General features: G+C 45.6%; 16 protein-coding genes and 1 tRNA gene. 9 read left to right on the forward strand and 8 right to left on the reverse strand.

The annotated features are described in order from the left end of the window. The first annotated feature begins 51 nt into the window (after positions 1 to 51). From AB1797_04160 to AB1797_04170, 3 genes are all read left to right on the forward strand, one after another. Complete coding sequence (locus tag AB1797_04160; GenBank protein ID MEW5766807.1) at positions 52 to 1,755, forward strand: ATPase, T2SS/T4P/T4SS family; 1,704 nt, start codon at positions 52 to 54, stop codon at positions 1,753 to 1,755. A gap of 111 nt (positions 1,756 to 1,866) precedes the next feature. Next, on the forward strand, positions 1,867 to 2,340 hold the full coding sequence (gene tadA, locus AB1797_04165; GenBank protein ID MEW5766808.1) for a tRNA adenosine(34) deaminase TadA: 474 nt from the start codon (positions 1,867 to 1,869) through the stop codon (positions 2,338 to 2,340). Further along, positions 2,333 to 3,751 (forward strand): S41 family peptidase, encoded by a 1,419-nt coding sequence (locus tag AB1797_04170; GenBank protein ID MEW5766809.1) that lies wholly within the window; start codon positions 2,333 to 2,335, stop codon positions 3,749 to 3,751. Before tadA ends, AB1797_04170 begins: the two co-directional genes overlap by 8 nt. A 23-nt stretch (positions 3,752 to 3,774) precedes the next feature. Here the strand turns inward: AB1797_04170 and AB1797_04175 are convergent, their stop codons facing one another. The 5 genes from AB1797_04175 to AB1797_04195 form a co-directional block, all read right to left on the reverse strand. Then, the gene (locus AB1797_04175) at positions 3,775 to 4,101 is read right to left on the reverse strand and encodes a hypothetical protein (protein ID MEW5766810.1); all 327 of its coding nucleotides are present in this window, start codon (positions 4,099 to 4,101) and stop codon (positions 3,775 to 3,777) included. Positions 4,102 to 4,286: 185 nt separating this feature from the next. Next, positions 4,287 to 4,961, reverse strand: coding sequence for a tetratricopeptide repeat protein (locus AB1797_04180; protein ID MEW5766811.1), 675 nt, complete (start codon positions 4,959 to 4,961; stop codon positions 4,287 to 4,289). Positions 4,962 to 5,093: 132 nt separating this feature from the next. Beyond that, complete coding sequence (locus AB1797_04185; GenBank protein ID MEW5766812.1) at positions 5,094 to 5,270, reverse strand: LapA family protein; 177 nt, start codon at positions 5,268 to 5,270, stop codon at positions 5,094 to 5,096. 318 nt (positions 5,271 to 5,588) lie between these two features. Next, positions 5,589 to 6,308, reverse strand: coding sequence for a pseudouridine synthase (locus AB1797_04190; protein ID MEW5766813.1), 720 nt, complete (start codon positions 6,306 to 6,308; stop codon positions 5,589 to 5,591). 185 nt (positions 6,309 to 6,493) lie between these two features. After that, a complete protein-coding gene (locus AB1797_04195) occupies positions 6,494 to 7,231 on the reverse strand; it encodes a hypothetical protein (protein ID MEW5766814.1) in 738 nt (245 codons plus the stop codon). A gap of 247 nt (positions 7,232 to 7,478) precedes the next feature. Between AB1797_04195 and AB1797_04200 the strand changes: the two genes are divergently transcribed. The 6 genes from AB1797_04200 (at position 7,479) to AB1797_04225 (ending at position 13,475) form a co-directional block, all read left to right on the forward strand. Then, positions 7,479 to 7,554: transfer RNA gene (locus tag AB1797_04200), tRNA-Ala, on the forward strand. A 207-nt stretch (positions 7,555 to 7,761) separates the two neighbouring features. Continuing rightward, positions 7,762 to 10,281 carry a diguanylate cyclase gene (locus tag AB1797_04205; protein ID MEW5766815.1) on the forward strand — a complete coding sequence of 840 codons (2,520 nt, stop codon included), beginning with the start codon at positions 7,762 to 7,764 and terminating at the stop codon, positions 10,279 to 10,281. A gap of 443 nt (positions 10,282 to 10,724) precedes the next feature. Next, positions 10,725 to 12,200 (forward strand): ABC transporter substrate-binding protein, encoded by a 1,476-nt coding sequence (locus AB1797_04210; protein ID MEW5766816.1) that lies wholly within the window; start codon positions 10,725 to 10,727, stop codon positions 12,198 to 12,200. Positions 12,201 to 12,206: 6 nt separating this feature from the next. Next, a complete protein-coding gene (locus tag AB1797_04215) occupies positions 12,207 to 12,368 on the forward strand; it encodes a hypothetical protein (GenBank protein ID MEW5766817.1) in 162 nt (53 codons plus the stop codon). After that, a complete protein-coding gene (locus tag AB1797_04220) occupies positions 12,326 to 12,454 on the forward strand; it encodes a hypothetical protein (GenBank protein MEW5766818.1) in 129 nt (42 codons plus the stop codon). Before AB1797_04215 ends, AB1797_04220 begins: the two co-directional genes overlap by 43 nt. 334 nt (positions 12,455 to 12,788) lie before the next feature. Beyond that, positions 12,789 to 13,475: an Rpn family recombination-promoting nuclease/putative transposase gene (locus AB1797_04225; protein ID MEW5766819.1), complete on the forward strand. Its 687-nt coding sequence runs from the start codon at positions 12,789 to 12,791 to the stop codon at positions 13,473 to 13,475. Between the two features lie 226 nt (positions 13,476 to 13,701). On the opposite strand, the gene AB1797_04230 is transcribed toward AB1797_04225, so the two are convergent. The 3 genes from AB1797_04230 to AB1797_04240 all read right to left on the reverse strand — a co-directional run bounded on the left by AB1797_04230 (position 13,702) and on the right by AB1797_04240 (position 15,933). Continuing rightward, positions 13,702 to 13,905, reverse strand: coding sequence for a hypothetical protein (locus tag AB1797_04230; protein ID MEW5766820.1), 204 nt, complete (start codon positions 13,903 to 13,905; stop codon positions 13,702 to 13,704). 25 nt (positions 13,906 to 13,930) lie between these two features. Then, entirely contained in the window at positions 13,931 to 14,692 is a 762-nt protein-coding gene (locus AB1797_04235) for a LysM peptidoglycan-binding domain-containing protein (protein MEW5766821.1), read from the reverse strand. Positions 14,693 to 14,976: 284 nt separating this feature from the next. Further along, a complete protein-coding gene (locus AB1797_04240; protein ID MEW5766822.1) occupies positions 14,977 to 15,933 on the reverse strand; it encodes a PorV/PorQ family protein in 957 nt (318 codons plus the stop codon). Positions 15,934 to 16,136: the final 203 nt, after the last annotated feature.

Raw genomic sequence — 16,136 nt, forward strand, 5'->3', positions numbered from 1 at the left:
CGCACCGGTATTGACCGTAAACCGTGGACGGTAGACAAAGGAGAGAAAATTATGGCTATTAAAAAGAAACGCCGTATTGGCAATATGTTAGTTAAGGCAGGCATAATCACTGGGGATCAATTAAAACAAGCCCTTGAAAAACAAAGGGAAAGCGGCAAGCGACTGGGTCAGGTCCTGATAAGTTTGGGGTGGGTCAATGAAGAGCAAATTATGGATATTCTAAGCTCCCAATTAGGAATTCCCCGGATTAATCTAATTGAAATCGACCAGCTTGATGCTAATGCGATTAAACTTATTCCTGAATTTATTGTCCGGAGACATACCCTGATTCCTATTAAAAGGACAGACAAGGAATTAATTATTGCGATGGCTGATCCTTTAGACATCCTGGCCATAGATGATATTCGACTTATGATCGGTGACCGGGAGGTGAAACCAGCTATTGCTCCTGAAGCCCAGATTGTCGAGGCCATTGACAAATATTATGGCCGGGTGGCTTTTATTGAGGAGATCTTTAAAGAGGAGGAAACTAAAGAGGCCCGAATTAGTAAATGGGAAGTGGATGAGAGAGAAATGGCTATCCTGGAGGTGGAAGATGATAAATCTCCGATAGCCAATGTAGTCAATCATATCTTGATCGAGGCGATCAAAACAGGCGCCAGCGATATCCACATTGAGCCTTATGAAAGAGACCTGAGGGTCAGATACCGGATTGATGGTGTCCTTCATACGGTGGCTTCTCCGCCGGTGAGGATGGGCAGCGGAATTGCTTCCAGGCTCAAGATTATGTCCCACCTGAATATTGCTGAGAAGCGACTGCCTCAGGATGGACGAGCCAAGGTTAACTTGCGGGACAAAGAAATTGATCTTCGTATCTCTGTTACCCCCACTTCCTTTGGAGAAAAGGTAGTTTTAAGGATATTGGACCCGGCCAGTCTCTGTCTTGACCTGAGCAGATTAGGTTTTGAGCCGGAGATTCTGGATATTTACCAGGAAAAAATCAGGTCTCCCAACGGCATTATCCTTATTACCGGCCCTACTGGCTCCGGCAAGACCACGACCCTTTACTCCACCCTTTCAACCATCAATTCACCCGACAAGAATATAATGACCGCCGAAGACCCGGTCGAATATATCCTGAAAGGAATAAATCAGCAGCAGATTAGGACTGAGATTGGGCTTACCTTTGCTTCAGCCCTCAGGTCTTTCCTTCGGCAGGACCCTGATATTATTTTAGTGGGAGAAATAAGGGATATTGAAACAGCTCAGGTAGCGGTTACTGCCGCCCTGACCGGTCATCTGGTCTTTGCCTCCCTGCATACTAATGATGCCCCCGGGGCCGTTACCAGATTACTCAATATGGGCGTTGAACCCTTTCTTATTTCATCAACCATTGTTATGTCTGTGGCCCAGAGGCTTCTCAGGGTTATCTGCTCTAAATGTAAAGAGAGTTATCAGGTTCCGGCGCATACTCTGGCTGAGTTTGGACTGGACTCAACAGAAGAAAGGCTGACCCTCTATCGAGGAAGCGGCTGCCGATATTGTAATAAAATTGGTCTTAAAGGCCGAGTAGGGATATATGAGCTTATGGTTATGAATGAAAAACTGGAAGAAGCCGTTATTAATCGGGAGCCCCCTCATCGCTTGAAAGAGATCGCGGTGCGGTCCGGAATGAAAACCTTAAAACAGATGGCTATCCAAAAGGTTATGGATGGAATAATCCCTATTGAGGAGATGTTGAGGGTGGCGATATAAATACAGTAGACAGCCCCTAAGTTTTTCCTTGACAAATGAAGTTCTATCAGGTAGACTAAAAATGTAATAGTAAACAAATGACAACCGACAACTGGCAACTGGCAACTGACGATGGATGATATATATTTTATGAAGGAGGCTCTTGAGGAAGCCAGATTAGCCCTGGAAGAAGGGGAAGTCCCGGTGGGAGCAGTGGTCGTTAAAGGGGGCCAAATTATTGCTCGCGGCCACAATAGATGCGAGCAACTGAAGGATCCCACTGCTCACGCGGAGATCTTGGCTATTCGGGAGGCAAGTCGGATCCTCAACAATCATAGACTGATAAACACCAGCCTTTATGTTACGCTGGAGCCGTGCCCTATGTGTGCGGGGGCGATTGTTTGGGCCAGGATTAAAGAGTTGGTCTATGGTGCCTTTGACCTAAAAGCTGGAGCTTGTGGATCAATTATTAATCTGGTTCAGCACCCGGTTTTGAATCATCGGGTTAAGATAAAAGAGGGGATACTAACTAAGGAATGTGCCTGTTTTCTAAGTAATTTTTTTAGGGAGAAAAGGGGCAGCCAGGAGGTTAATTTTAATGATTAATTTTAAAAGGGTTCTAATTTTAATAGCCGTTCTTCTGATAGCCGGTCTTAGCCTGGGAGATTTCCACTCGACCGGTGTAGCTAAAGATAATATCTATGAAAGTATAAAAATCTTCAGCGATGCCTTGAATATAGTCCAGCAACACTATTATGTGGAGGAGGATAAATTGGAGGCGAAGGAGCTTATTTATGGCGCGATTAAGGGCATGCTCTCTACCCTGGATGATCCGCACACCAGATTTATGACGCCTGAGGTGCATAAAGAAATGAAGGTTGAGACAGAAGGGAGCTTTGGCGGTTTGGGGATTGTAATAGGGATTAAAGATGACCGGTTAACGGTTATTTCACCTATTGAAGGCACACCCGCCTACGAGGCTGGGGTAAAGGCAGGGGATTGGATTGTGGAGATCGAAGGCCAATCAACTAAAGACATTGACCTGAACGAGGCAGTGCAGAAATTAAGAGGTCCCAAGGGAACCAAGGTGACTATTGCGGTCAAACGAAGGGGAATAGAGGAGACCCTTTCTTTCACCATTACCAGGGATATTATCGAAATAAAAAGTGTAAAATCGGATATAATTGAGGGTAAAATAGGCTATATCAGGATTACCACCTTTAGTCAGCATACGGAGAAGGAGCTTTCTGATGCCCTTAAAGAGGTAATAGATGTAGGAAAAGCCGAGAGTTTTATCCTGGATTTGCGAAATAATCCCGGTGGTCTCCTGAATGCCGCCGTAGATGTATCGGATAAATTCCTTGATGCCGGGATCATTGTTTCCACCAGGGGCCGGGATGTAAGACAAAATCAAGAATATCCGGCCAGGGTTGGCAATAGCTATCTGACTCAACCGATGGTGGTCTTGATTAATCACGGGAGTGCCTCTGCCTCTGAAATTGTTACCGGAGCCATAAAGGATAATAAACGGGGGGTAGTGGTAGGCGAAAAAAGCTTTGGCAAGGGATCGGTTCAAACCGTGCTTCCCCTGTCGGATGGTTCAGCCATAGCTATTACGACCGCCAAATATTATACCCCGGGCGGCTCTTCTATCCATGGTAAAGGAATAGAGCCGGATATTGAGGTTGAATCAGTGGAGTGGGAGGAAGAAGATCAGAAATCAATGCAAAAGTTGAGGGAAGGTAAGTTTGTAGAAAACTTTACCCTCGAGCATAATCCTTATACGGAAGAACAGTTTTCCCAATTTATGAAAGAACTTTCAGCCAATGGAGTTACTCTGAAAGAAAAGTGGATCCGCAAGCTAACCGACAAGGAACTTAGAAGGCTGAGTGGGAAGCAGGATCCCATATACGATCTGGAGACGGATCCGCAACTTAAAAACGCGGTTGATCTTCTGGTTGCTTCCCAGATATTTGAGGGCAGAACGGTTATCCAGGGTAAAGAAGTTAAAAGGTAAGGTAACTTACCTCATTTACTCCTTCACCAGAGGGCAGAGATGCCTTCGGCCATTTCTTCCGTCTCTTTAATTCTCTCTTTTATCTTTTTCCTGGCTTGGTTGGAGAGGGTTGTTTTTTTACACGCCGGACAATGATAAACCGTAACTTTATGAATAATAGCTAAATAATCACACAGCTCCATATCGACAGAGCCTTTTTCCAGGGGGTTCTTTTTACAGATAGGGCAGACAAGGTTCGATTTCTCCCATTTGAAAGGGATTACCTTCTCTGTAGCCAGAAGTTCAGAAAGCTCGATTTCATCCTCAAAGAGGACCTCTTTAGCCTCATTTCTAACCCCTGGAGTTCTCAAAGCTGTGCCTCCTTTCCTCTGTGTTCTAATTATTGTAACCGTTCATCACATGATGCTGGATGCTCGATGCTGGTAAAGGATTCAGTCTCCAGTTTCCAGTATCGAGTCTCCAATATCGAGCATCGAGTATCGAGGATCGAGCATCCAGTATCGAGGTTGTGTCTTAGTGGCTGAACACTTACTAATTATTTAATCACCTCTAACCGTTCTTTAGCCTCTTCAGCCCATTCAGAAGTCGGATATAAGCTTAAGACCCTTTGATAAGACTCTTCTGCCAGAGCAAGTTTCTTTAGCTGCTCCAGGCAGCCTCCCTTAGCCAACTGAGCCAGGGGGGCAACACCATGTTGTGGGTACTTAGAAAGAATAGTTTCGTAAACCTTGATGGCCACGCCGTAGTCATTCCGGGCCTCGTATATCCCGGCCAGATTCAGTAACACAAAGGGAGTTAACGGGTGACGGCTGTATTTGTCCACAAAAACCTTAAAGGTATTCTCAGCTTCCTGATACTCCTTCAGCTTATACTGGCAATCTCCTTTATAGAAAAGGGCCAGCCTGGCCGCTTTACTCCAGGGATAATGCTCTAAGACGGTCTGAAAGGCCTCTTTGGCCTTGTGATATTCCTCATCCCCCTTAGCTTCTTTATAGATGTCTTCAGCTTCACTAAGGTTATCTAAGGCCTTTTGTTGTACTGAAGAAACATAAGCCCAAAGGGCCAGGACAATAGCCGCGAAAGCGACTATTCCGGCCACAACTCCCCTTATCCGGCGGGGATGGGCGGTGACATACTTTAGGACCCTTTGAGCCAAACCCGCTAATTTATCCTCCTTCATTTCTTTTCGAGTTAAACGTTTTTTAGCCATTACAACCTCCCCTTATTTTAATTGGTATGGTCAAGACTTTCTTGGCGGCCTACTTATAGGCGTTGAACGGCAGATAGAGTAAGCCCTTCCGAAAGGGGCCAGACGTGATCCGTACCGGTCAACAGAATCGGTTTACCTGCCTATCCGGGAGATAGCTGCCCCCAGAGCAACCCCCATAACCATAGAAAAGAATATAATCAGAGCCCTTGATATCTCAGTTGTCCAGAAAAGGAAATGGATCTCATCTACTCCCGCATTCTGGATAGCAAAAAGGATAATCAAGAGGACTAGGATAAGGATGGCGATCATCTTTAATGACAATCTGTTATCCCTCGCTTTCTATTAGTAATTTGGTATCTACTCAAAATCAAGTTAAAAAAGTAAGCTCATTACAGATTATAGTGCTATGGGTTAAGTTTCATCTCCTTTTGTACCGACAGCGTCGGCATAAGAGCTTCCCCTCCCTTGATGCTTATCCTTACTTCTCCCATCCTTTTACCCAATTTGTGGGTAAGGATAAGCCCCTCAAGGGAGAGGGAATTTTGCTTTGTCTCCCAACTAACTGCTTAACTTAGTCTTGAGTAGTTACGTAGTTTGGCCGCCTCATATCTGGTAGTCTGGTAAACCCTATCGGTAGAAACGTCTTTTGAATTTGTCTACCTCACCTGGATCTAGGTAGCGATATTGTCCCGGTTTTTTAAGTCCACGAAGGTCCCACGGACCAAATTTGATACGTTTAAGTCGAATGACAGGATGTCCTATTGCCTCCCCCATTCGTCGTATCTGCCGGTTTCTTCCTTCGTGGATAGTCATTTCGAGAAGAGTGGATGATTCTCCCCTCTCTTTAACGGCTATCTCACAAGGGGCTGTCCACCCATCCTCTAACTTTACGCCGGTCTTCAGCCAACGGATAGCCTTTGAATCCAATCGACCTGAGAAAACAGCTAAATAAGTCTTCCTGATCCTCAACTTAGGGTGGGTAAGATAATAAGTTAATTCTCCGTCATTGGTAAGTAGGAGCAGTCCTGAACTGTCAAAGTCTAATCTGCCTACCGGATAGATCCTTTTCTTCAGTCGGCCAACCAGGTCCAGGATGGTCGGCCTTCCTAATGGATCACGGGTGGTCGTGACGTAACCTCTGGGCTTGTGGAGAAGGATGTAGACCCTGGCCTCCGGTTTAATCAATTTCCCTTCAACCCTGATTACATCCTGCTTAAGATCTACCTTAAAGCCCGGAGAACTGACGATATTTTCATTAACCGTTACCTTCCCCTGAAGGATTAACTCTTCTGCCTTTCGGCGGGAGGTAACTCCAGCACCAGCCAAAACCTTCTGGAGGCGTTCCATAAGTCTTGAGTTTCGAGTTTTAAGGACCTATCCCAAAACCGATCCGAGCCCCGCGGCCGTTAGGGAGCCACTCCTGACCCGCTCTATCCATCGGCAGTGGTCCTATATCGGCTTTCATAGCGCCGAGGTTTTGGGATAGGCCCTAAGTAAGCCAGTTGCCCCCGCCCAATATACCTCAGTTACTCTCAGACTAACTCAACTCCAAGCCTTCTACAGAGCTCAACCATCTCTCTACCCTTCTGAAGCGTAATAAGTATCTTTGAAGGGCTGGGAAGATTTAATTTCTCTTTCACTAATTCTGCCTTATCGTTAAATCGGACCACATCCTCGGGTTCAGCATAAGATTTCACCTCAAAGATAATCGACTCTGAATTATGGGCATAGATATCTATCTCATAGTCCCTCCCTACTGGTCCAATCTTGCCTTCATCATCCAAAAACTTTTTTCGCATAATAATATTCTCTGGCCTTATATCCCTTCTATTTAAGGCAACCCTTAAGGTTCCGGCTATTACATCCTCTAAGTTTCTACCGGCTCTCCCCTGAAGGCCGCCGACCACCCTGGCTACCCAATCTTTCTGGTCCTCAAATCGCTTGTCCATGGCATCAAATCGCTTGTCCATGGCAGCAAATCGCTCTGCCGTCTCTTTTCTGAAAGCCTGAAGCTCCTTAATCTGAAGATCAAATCTTCTATCAGATTCTTCAAACCTTCGGTTGGTCTCTTCCCTGCTCTCTTCAAACCTTCGGTTGGTCTCTTCCCTGCTTTTCTGAATCTCCTCTAATATCTGCTTTAGCTCACCCCTGGTCGCAAATGCCTCACTCAGGATAATAGAGACCTCATGTCGAAATCGATCGTCTCTTTTCAAGAGCCTCGGCAATATCTTTAGGATGTGTTCCTCTTCTTTTATTAACGAAATAGCCATATTGTCTCCTTTCGGCCTGGCAGGACAAAAGCAATTCGTAACTTACTCAGGTAGATAGGCTGAGTAGTGGTCTGCCTGGGTCTCTATGATACCACATAATTTTCTTGGAATCAACAAGAAAATGTTGACTTTGATCACATATTCGTGTAAACTAATAACAGTAACTACTCAGGTAGATAGACTGAAAGTAGAAGGCTTTTAGGGACACGGCGTGACAAGGCACTAGTTACTCATAACCATTCAGAGTGGGGGCGTAGTTCAGTTGGGAGAACGCATTCCTCGCACGGATGAGGTCGCCGGTTCGAATCCGGTCGCCTCCACCAGATTAATAATTAGTAACTATTCAGCCACAAAGTCACTAAGCCACAAAGAGAATAATAGAATAGCCCACGGATGACACAGATTTTGGCGGATTCTCACGGATTTTTTCTAAGAAATTTTTATCCGTGTCAATCCGTTTCATCCGTGTAATCCGTGTGCTATTATTGGTAATCTTTGTGTCTTTAGTGGCTGAGTAGTTACAATTGATAATGAATACGAACCAGAAAAAAAAGACTCTTCACGACTTTTTAAAAAGCAGGGTTTGGCAGCGGACGATTATTAATATCCTTGACGAGAAAATTGGCTGTTCCAACTATAGGGTCATCGACAATAAAGGGGAAATTGCTCTGAAAAAAGAGGCAGAGAATGCGTATTGTCAAGCGGTCAAGACCCAATCGGGGAGAGAAATTCAATGCCGGTCGTCAATTTCGGAAATTATGGCTAAAGCCGAAGAAACTAAGGCCGCGGTAGTTGAGCCTTGTATCGCTTTGTTATTAGGCTTTGCCATTCCCCTTTTGATGGAAAATGAATTAATAGGTCTCATCCACGGCTGCCAGATGGTAGATCCTGACTTAGATCCAGCCGTATATCAAGGACTTGTCCAGGAGTCGGATATGGACGAAGATGGATTCCCTATCTTACTGGAGAGAATCCCAGCCATTTCCGCCTCCAGGCTAAAGAAAGATGTCGAATTGATCCACCTTTTGTCTCAAGCCTTTATAAATCTTATCACTAACAGTCAACGTTCCCTCAAAACCGGCTTTACCCCTAAAATCATTCCTGAATTTTACCGTATCTTTAAATTGAACGAAGACCTTATCTTTGAATTGGAGACAGAACAACTTTATTCGCTCTTAGTTGACCTCATATCTAAATCGATGAATGCAGAAATCTGTTCCCTGATGTTGTGCCAGCCTGAAAGCCAGGAAATAACCATTAAGGCGGCCGTAGGCCTCTCGGAGTTAGCTGTCAAACGCACCAGGCTGAAGGTAGGCGAAGGCATGGTTGGTTACGTAACTAAGGAAGGCAAGCCGTTATTGATAAAAGACGTGGGCAAGGTCAGGCGGTTCAGGATAAAACATAAACCCGACCGTTACTACACCAAATCTCTAATCATTTGCCCTCTTAAAGTAGGCCATAAGTCTATTGGTGTGGTCAATGTCAACAATGAAGCTACCAGGAGGAGTTTTAATGAAGATGATGTCAGGCTCCTTTCCATTCTCTGTAATTATGCCGCTTCGGCGATTGATGCCTCCCTTATTGCCCACCGGAAAAAGAAGTCAGCCGCCGAAAGAGAAGAAATAGAGATGGCTAAAATTAAGGAGCTACAACAAGAGGTTGAACAAGAACATGTTAAGATAGAGGAGCAGAAGAGGGAGTTGGCTGATCTCAGAACTAACTCGGAGAAACTGCTCACCTTGAGTAAATTATTTGATGAGGTGAAGGATAGTGATGAACTAAAGACTTATCTTGAGACTTTAACTCCATTTGTCCCTGCCGGAAAAGAGGAGGCCATTACTGCTAAGCTGGACACAGATTCGGCCAGGCTGGAAACAGAAGGCCGGGACCTCCATCGGCTTGCCTCCCTCAAGCGAGAGATTGACTTCAGGGAGAAATTATATGAGGCGGCCATAGAGAGAGAAGATCAAAAGACTCAAGAAATTCAGGCCGAAAAATTAGAAAAATTAAGGACTGAGGCCCAAAAGATTGAAGAATTACGGGCCAAAGCTGAGGAGTTTAATCTCCTTTACGACGTAGCCCGGGCCATTTCTTCTATTCAGGAGCCCAAGGAGATTCTAAGGTGGGTCCTGGAACGGATTCAATCCTTTTTTCGTTCTCATGCGGGGGCTTTCTTTCTCTTGGAAGGGAAAACCCTCCAGGGGGAGATAAGGCCAACCTGCCCCCTGGATGATGATTGTTTAGAGAAATTAAGGAAAAAGCTGAGCCAGGACTGGCTGGAGGCTAATCCGTCCGATAGAAAGTTGAGGCATCCCAGGAAGTCAATTGTTTCTGTGGAAAAGGGTGCATATGAAGTAATCGCCAGTCAAGTTAAGGAAGAATTGGCTTCTTTTATAACTGTCCCTTTGAAGACAAATCACAAGGCCATTGGGCTTATAAATATCAGCAGTTTGACCCCCCATGCCTTTACTCCTCTGGACAAACGGATATTTGTCATTGTGGCCAATCAGGTCTCATTGGCCATTGAGAGGGCGCAGTTCTTTTTGGAAATAAAGGAAGCGGCTGAGCAGGACGAGTTGACCCATGTCTACAACTATCGTTACCTTAAACGATTTCTTAACCGGGAGTTCGCCCGGGCTGAACGATACAAAGAGCCTTTGTCCGTGATAATGTTAGATAGCGATGGCCTCAAAAAAATTAATGACCAATATGGGCATGATCAAGGCAATAGGGTGATCAAGCATATTGCCAAACTGGTGCAGCACAAGGTAAGGGAGACAGATTGTATGGCCCGATTCGGCGGAGATGAATTCGGGATTGTCCTGCCGGCCACAGAAAAAAAGGGGGCAATTACCCTGGCGGAACGAATTAAGGAGTCCATCAGCCAGCATCCTATTAAGATCAAGGGACAAAAATGTCATCTCACCATCAGCCTGGGGGTGTCTGCCTATCCTGATTCAAAGATAAAATCAGAGATGGAATTGCTTAAACAGGCCGATGAAGCCCTCTACCGGGCCAAACAGGCGGGGGGGGATAAGGTCGGCAGTTAAGACTTAAGAAAATCAGCCACTAAGGCACAAAGATTACCAATAATAGCACACGGATTACACGGATGAGAACGGATTGACACGGATAAAAATTTATCGACCTGTGAAATAGGTTTATACAAATATCCCCCAATTAGGGTAAGAAAGAGAATAAACAGACCTTCGTGGCTTTGTGGCTAAGTAGTGTCCTTCGTGTTCTTCGTGGTTTTTAAAAGATGTGAGTAAGGTTAAGCTAACCATACAGGTCGAAAACTTTTGAGAGTCCGATCCGAAATTCAGAGAGGTGATGCATGAATCTAAATAACTTCGCTATTCAAAGTCTTCAATTCGCCATCCGCCATCTGCGATTCGCGATTCGCGATTCGCAATTCGCCATCCTAATATTTTGGCTACTCATCATGCCTTTCGGTTGTGGTCAAGTATTCCCGGAGAAAAATATCCTTAAGATGCGGCTTTCGGCTGATCCTACTACATTGGATCCGGCCCTGGCGGTTGATGTGGCCTCGGGGATGGTCACGGCCAAGATATTTAACGGTCTGGTGAGATACAACGGGCAGATGGAGATAGTGCCTGATTTGGCCAAAGACTGGCAGATTTCGGATGATGGCCGCTGCTACACCTTCCATCTTAGAGAGGGCGTAAAATTTAGCAATGGTCAGCTTCTGACGGTAGAAGATGTAAAATACTCCTTTGAACGTGTCCTTGATCCTAAGACCAGATCGCCCCGCACCTGGGTCCTGGACCGAATCAGGGGAGCCAAGGCGGTTATTGAAGGCAAGGAGTTTGAGGTGGCCGGCCTTACGATCGTGGATACAGCGGCTATCAGAATTGAGCTGGCCGCCCCCTTTGCTCCTTTCCTTGGCCTCTTGACCATGCCGGCCGGCTATATTGTCCCTAAAACAGAAGTGGAGCGATGGGGAGAAGACTTCTCCGCCCATGTAGTGGGAACAGGCCCCTTCAAACTTACTGAATGGCGTCCTGACGAAGGAATTTTACTTACGGCCAATCCTGACTACTTTGGAGACCCCCCTAAGATCGCTGGGATTAAATATAAGATCATCCCCGAAGATATGACGGCTTTAGCCGAGTTCGAGACTGAACGGCTTGATGTTCTGGGACTTCCCTCCGTGGAGCAAGAACGATTCCTTAACGATCCTGAATGGAAGCCTTATATCCTCTACCAGGTAGGCCTCAATGTTTATTATTTGGGACTAAATTGCCAGTCCCTGCCTCTGGACAGGGTTAAAGTCCGTCAGGCCTTGAATTATGCCATTAATAAAGAAGCTATCCTGAAAACCATCCTGAAGGGGGAAGGCATGGTCTCGCATGGGCCTATCCCCCCAGGTCTGCCTGGCTCCAATAAAAAAGTTGAGCCATATCCTTACGATCCTGACCGAGCCAGGGAACTATTAGCTGAAGCAGGGCTGCCGGCTGGTTTTTCAATGAAGATTTATCAGACCTCGAATAAGGAGGTTCTCAACATTACGGAGGTTCTTCAGGCTCAACTGAAGCAGGTGGGTATCACTACCGAGATTGTCCAACTGGAATGGAGCGCCTACAAGGAAGCCGTTACGCAGGGGAAAGTGGATGCCTTCTATTTAGCCTGGGTAGCTGATTATCCTGATGCTGAAAACTTCCTCTTTCCTCTCTTTCATTCAGCCAACTGGGGTTCCGGGGGGAATAGGGCCAGATATAAGAATAAGGCCGTTGACTTACTTATCGAAGAAGCCCAGCAAACACTAAATACTAAACACCGCCTCGAGATTTATGAGCAACTGGAAGCTATGATCTGGGCGGAGGCCCCCTGGGTCTTCCTCTGGCATAAGGCCGAATATGTGGTGCATCAACCCTGGGTCAAGGAATACAGACTTTACCCCATATATAATGCTGATAAAGGAACAGAAGTGAGACTCGATGCTTGATACTCGATGCTCGATGCTCGATCCTCGATGCTCGATGCTCGATACTCGATGCTCGATCCTCGATGCTCGATGCTCGATGCTCGATGCTCGATGCTCGATGCTCGATGCTTGATGCTTGATGCTCGATGCTCGATGCTCGATGCTCGATACTTGAGGCTCGATACTTGAGGCTCGATACTGGATTCTTTACCAGCCATCGAGCATCCCTCGTGGCCTATTCAGTAGGCCACCAAGCGCCTTCATCTGCCTCCTGATATTTATTTCGACCTGTACGGTTAGAAATTACAAGCAACTCTCCTCAAACCTGAAAGGTTTGAATTTTACATAACCACAGGTGAAACCTGCGGAAACGAAACATCTACCACAGCTCAACCCTGAAAGGGTTGAATTCTATGTGATGGATAATATTCGACCCTTTCAGGGTCGAGCGTTGCGATTTGTTTCCATAGATTGCATCTACGGCTATTTAAAATTCGACGCTTTCAGCGTCAGTAGTCTACAACCTTAACCGTACAGGTCGATTTATTTCTTGACAAACCCGTCCACCTTAAGTTATACTGTAACCGTTCATCACATGATGCTGGATGCTTGCAGGTATTAAATGTAGAAGGATTTGAAAAAAGAGTTCTATATAATGCCGCTAAGGCATATTCATCTCAACTGAAAAAATCTGAGTCATTTACAACGCTTGAGCCTATTATTGCCCTGACTATTACCGACTTTACGATGTTTGGAGAGGTAGATAATATCATTACCTACTTCAAGCTAATAGAAAAAGAGACATTAATAAAATATAATGATGAGATAGAACTAATCTTTATTGAGCTTCCAAAGTTTACCAAAAATGAAGAGGAACTGGATTCAATAACAGACAAATGGATCTATTTTATAAAAAACGCGGGGAGACTTGAATACACCCCCAGGACATTAGTCGAAGAGGTCGAGATAAAAAAGGCCTTTGAAATAGCCAATACTGCCGGGATGAGTGAAGAAGAGCTGGAAGCACAGTTTAAAAGGCACGATTTTATCTACCTCCAAAAGAATTCCATCGAGTTTGCCTTAAAACAAGGCTTAAAACAAGGCATAGAACAAGGCATAGAACAAGGCATAGAACGAGGCATAAAACGAGGCATACAGCAAGGACTGGAAAAAGGCAAAAATGAAAAGGCAATAGAGATCGCGAAAACTCTCCTCAGTTTGGGAGATGACATTGAGAAAATATCAAAAGCTACTGGTTTACCAATAGGCGAAGTTAAAAATCTTGCAAAAACTTAGCTCCGCCTTCTCCTACTCATCCACCCCTCCGCACCTTTGCTCACTTGCCCCTCTTGCTCCCCCACTTCCCGGCTCACTTCACTACGACCAGCCCCTTTCGGAATGGCTCACTCTACCCGCTGTTCAACGTAAGTAGGTCACCAAGCGAGCCTCGAGTATCCTTAAAAACCGCTGAAGCGGTTACCAAGAACCGTAACCGCTTCAGTGGTTTTAAAAATGAAAGATTCTAACCGGACAGGTCAATAAATTTGAGACGATTGTCCTCATCCAGCATCCAGCCTCGAGCAATCGAGCATCGAGCATCCAGCATCGAGTATCGAGCCTCGAGTATCGAGCATCGAGCATCGAGCAATCGAGCATCGAGCATCCAGCATCGAGTATCGAGCCTCGAGCATCGAGCATCGAGCATCGAGCATCGAGCATCGAGCATCGAGCATCGAGCATCGAGCATCGAGTTATATCCCTACTAAAAGTCCCAGCGTGACCACGGAAAATAAGATATAAAAGGGAAGGTGGGCTTCATCCAACTTATTTTCCAGTTCCATAATAACTTCTTTCAACTCTGTATTTTCGCTTTCTATCAGGGACAGCTCTTCCTGACAAGCGGTTATCTTGGCTTCCAGGTCGCCTATTTCCGCTTCAAGACGAGCCGCCTCACCCTTTAACCTCACGTTCCTTTTTTCTGTCTCTACGGTTTGCTCTTCTAATCCCTCTACCTGGACATTAAGACGTTTAACCTCATTTTCACAGGCCTGCTTTTCTTCAGCCAGTTGGGCATTCTCCGCCCTAAGTTCAGTGCAATCTTCAACACCCACCTCAGGAACAGCTATTTCTTCTTTGGCTAAAGCCTCTTTAGCTGCTTCCAACTCAGCTATCTGGGCCTTATACTTGGCAATCAATTCTTGCAGTTCATCGGCCTTCTCTTCCCCTTCCACCAGCCTCTCTTCCAGCTTAGTCTTTACTTTCTCGGCCACTTCTACAGGTATCTTAATCTCCTGACCCACATAAAGCATATGCGGATTTTTGAGGTCAGGATTGACTGCCTGAATCTTGGGCCATAGGCTGCCATCCCCCAGATATTCCTGGGCATACTTCCAGAGGGTATCCCCTGACTTAACCATAACCGTCTTTAAGGCGGCTTGAGCCGATCCCACCATAAAAACCAAAACTGCCAGACAAACTAAAGACCCTGCTACCCACCTTGCCCTTTTTCCCATTTAAGATTCCTCCCTTTCTCATTTCGGATTTCAGATAGTGGATTTCGGCTTGTAACTACTCAGCCACAATTTTACCTTCCACCTTCCTCTACCCGCCTTTATTTTCGTTACCAAATCTCCGGCTTGGTAACGCTAATGTATTCGTAATCGTTCACCACAGAGACACGGAGAATGATTTTAGAAAAAAGCACTTAATACCTGTTTTGTAAGACGGAATTAAGAGACTTGTCCTTTAGATTTTTCTCAGTATCTCTCTGTCTCCGTGGTGAGGTGATCCGAAATCCTTAAAATCTGACGGTTAATGAAACCCGATGCCCATCATCGCTCACGTCATTATCAACATTATCGTAAGAATAATCCAGTCCCACCTCAAAGGTAGGCGATAGGACTAAATTATAGCCTATGCCCGCGGCAAATTCAGTATTAGTCTTTTCATCCACTCTATTTAACGAGACCCCGGCCCTCAAGGCCAGATCAGCCAAAATCTTATATTCTGTCCCCATATCCAGCCTGGTAATATCTTCATCAAAATTCCGCACAAAACTGGCCGCCATCAAAAGATCCTCCTTTTTTAGGGGCCGATAGGCCAGACCGGCCTTCAGTTTCATGGGCACTTTCTCCTTCCAACCACTATCCCACTCTAATTTACTGATACCCAGATCAGCCAGCACCACTCCCAAAGAAAATCTCTCTATCGGGTTGGCCAGCACGCCCACATCCCAGCCTATTCCGTCGGCTGACTTCTCCTCTCCGTCTACATCGTCCATCTTTTCAGCCAGGAACTTGCCGCTGATTCCCACAGACAATTTTGGGCCCAGATTTCGACCGTAGGATAAGATAAACATATTATTGCCTATATCTCCAATGGCTATCGGATCTTTACTTTCACCACGACGCACGTCATAATCCTTAATTCCCGAATTAACCCAACTCACCCCCACCGCGCCTTGACCTAAGGGATGGGCATAATTCATAAAATTAAACTGCTGATCAAGCCCCAGGTCAGAATACATACCGGTAAACTCACGCGAAGAAAGCTGGGCCAACCCCGCCGGATTCCAGTAAGCGGCCGTGGCATCATCCGCTACGGCGATAAAAGCATCACTCATTCCCGTGGCCCTGGCGCCGACCCCATATTTCAGAAAAGTCGCCGCTCTCACTCCATCGGCCGCCACCCTCCCCAATGAAGCCACTACCATCCCACTTACCAGAATTACTACCAAACTTAGTTTTTTTAACATCTTTCTTCCTCCTTATATTTTTTAATAGTAACTATTCAGCCACGGATTTACACGGATGAAACACCGATTTTTTTAATACTATACTTTCGCACTTTTTGTCATTCCTGCGCAAGCAGGAATCCAGAAGCCTTGATATTACTGGATTCCCGCTTTCGCGGGAATGACGAGAGGTTATTACAAAGTATTTGTATTTCAAGTAGTTA

It is taken from the genome of bacterium (assembly GCA_040753085.1).
Classification (GTDB): Bacteria; UBA9089; JASEGY01; order JASEGY01; family JASEGY01; genus JASEGY01.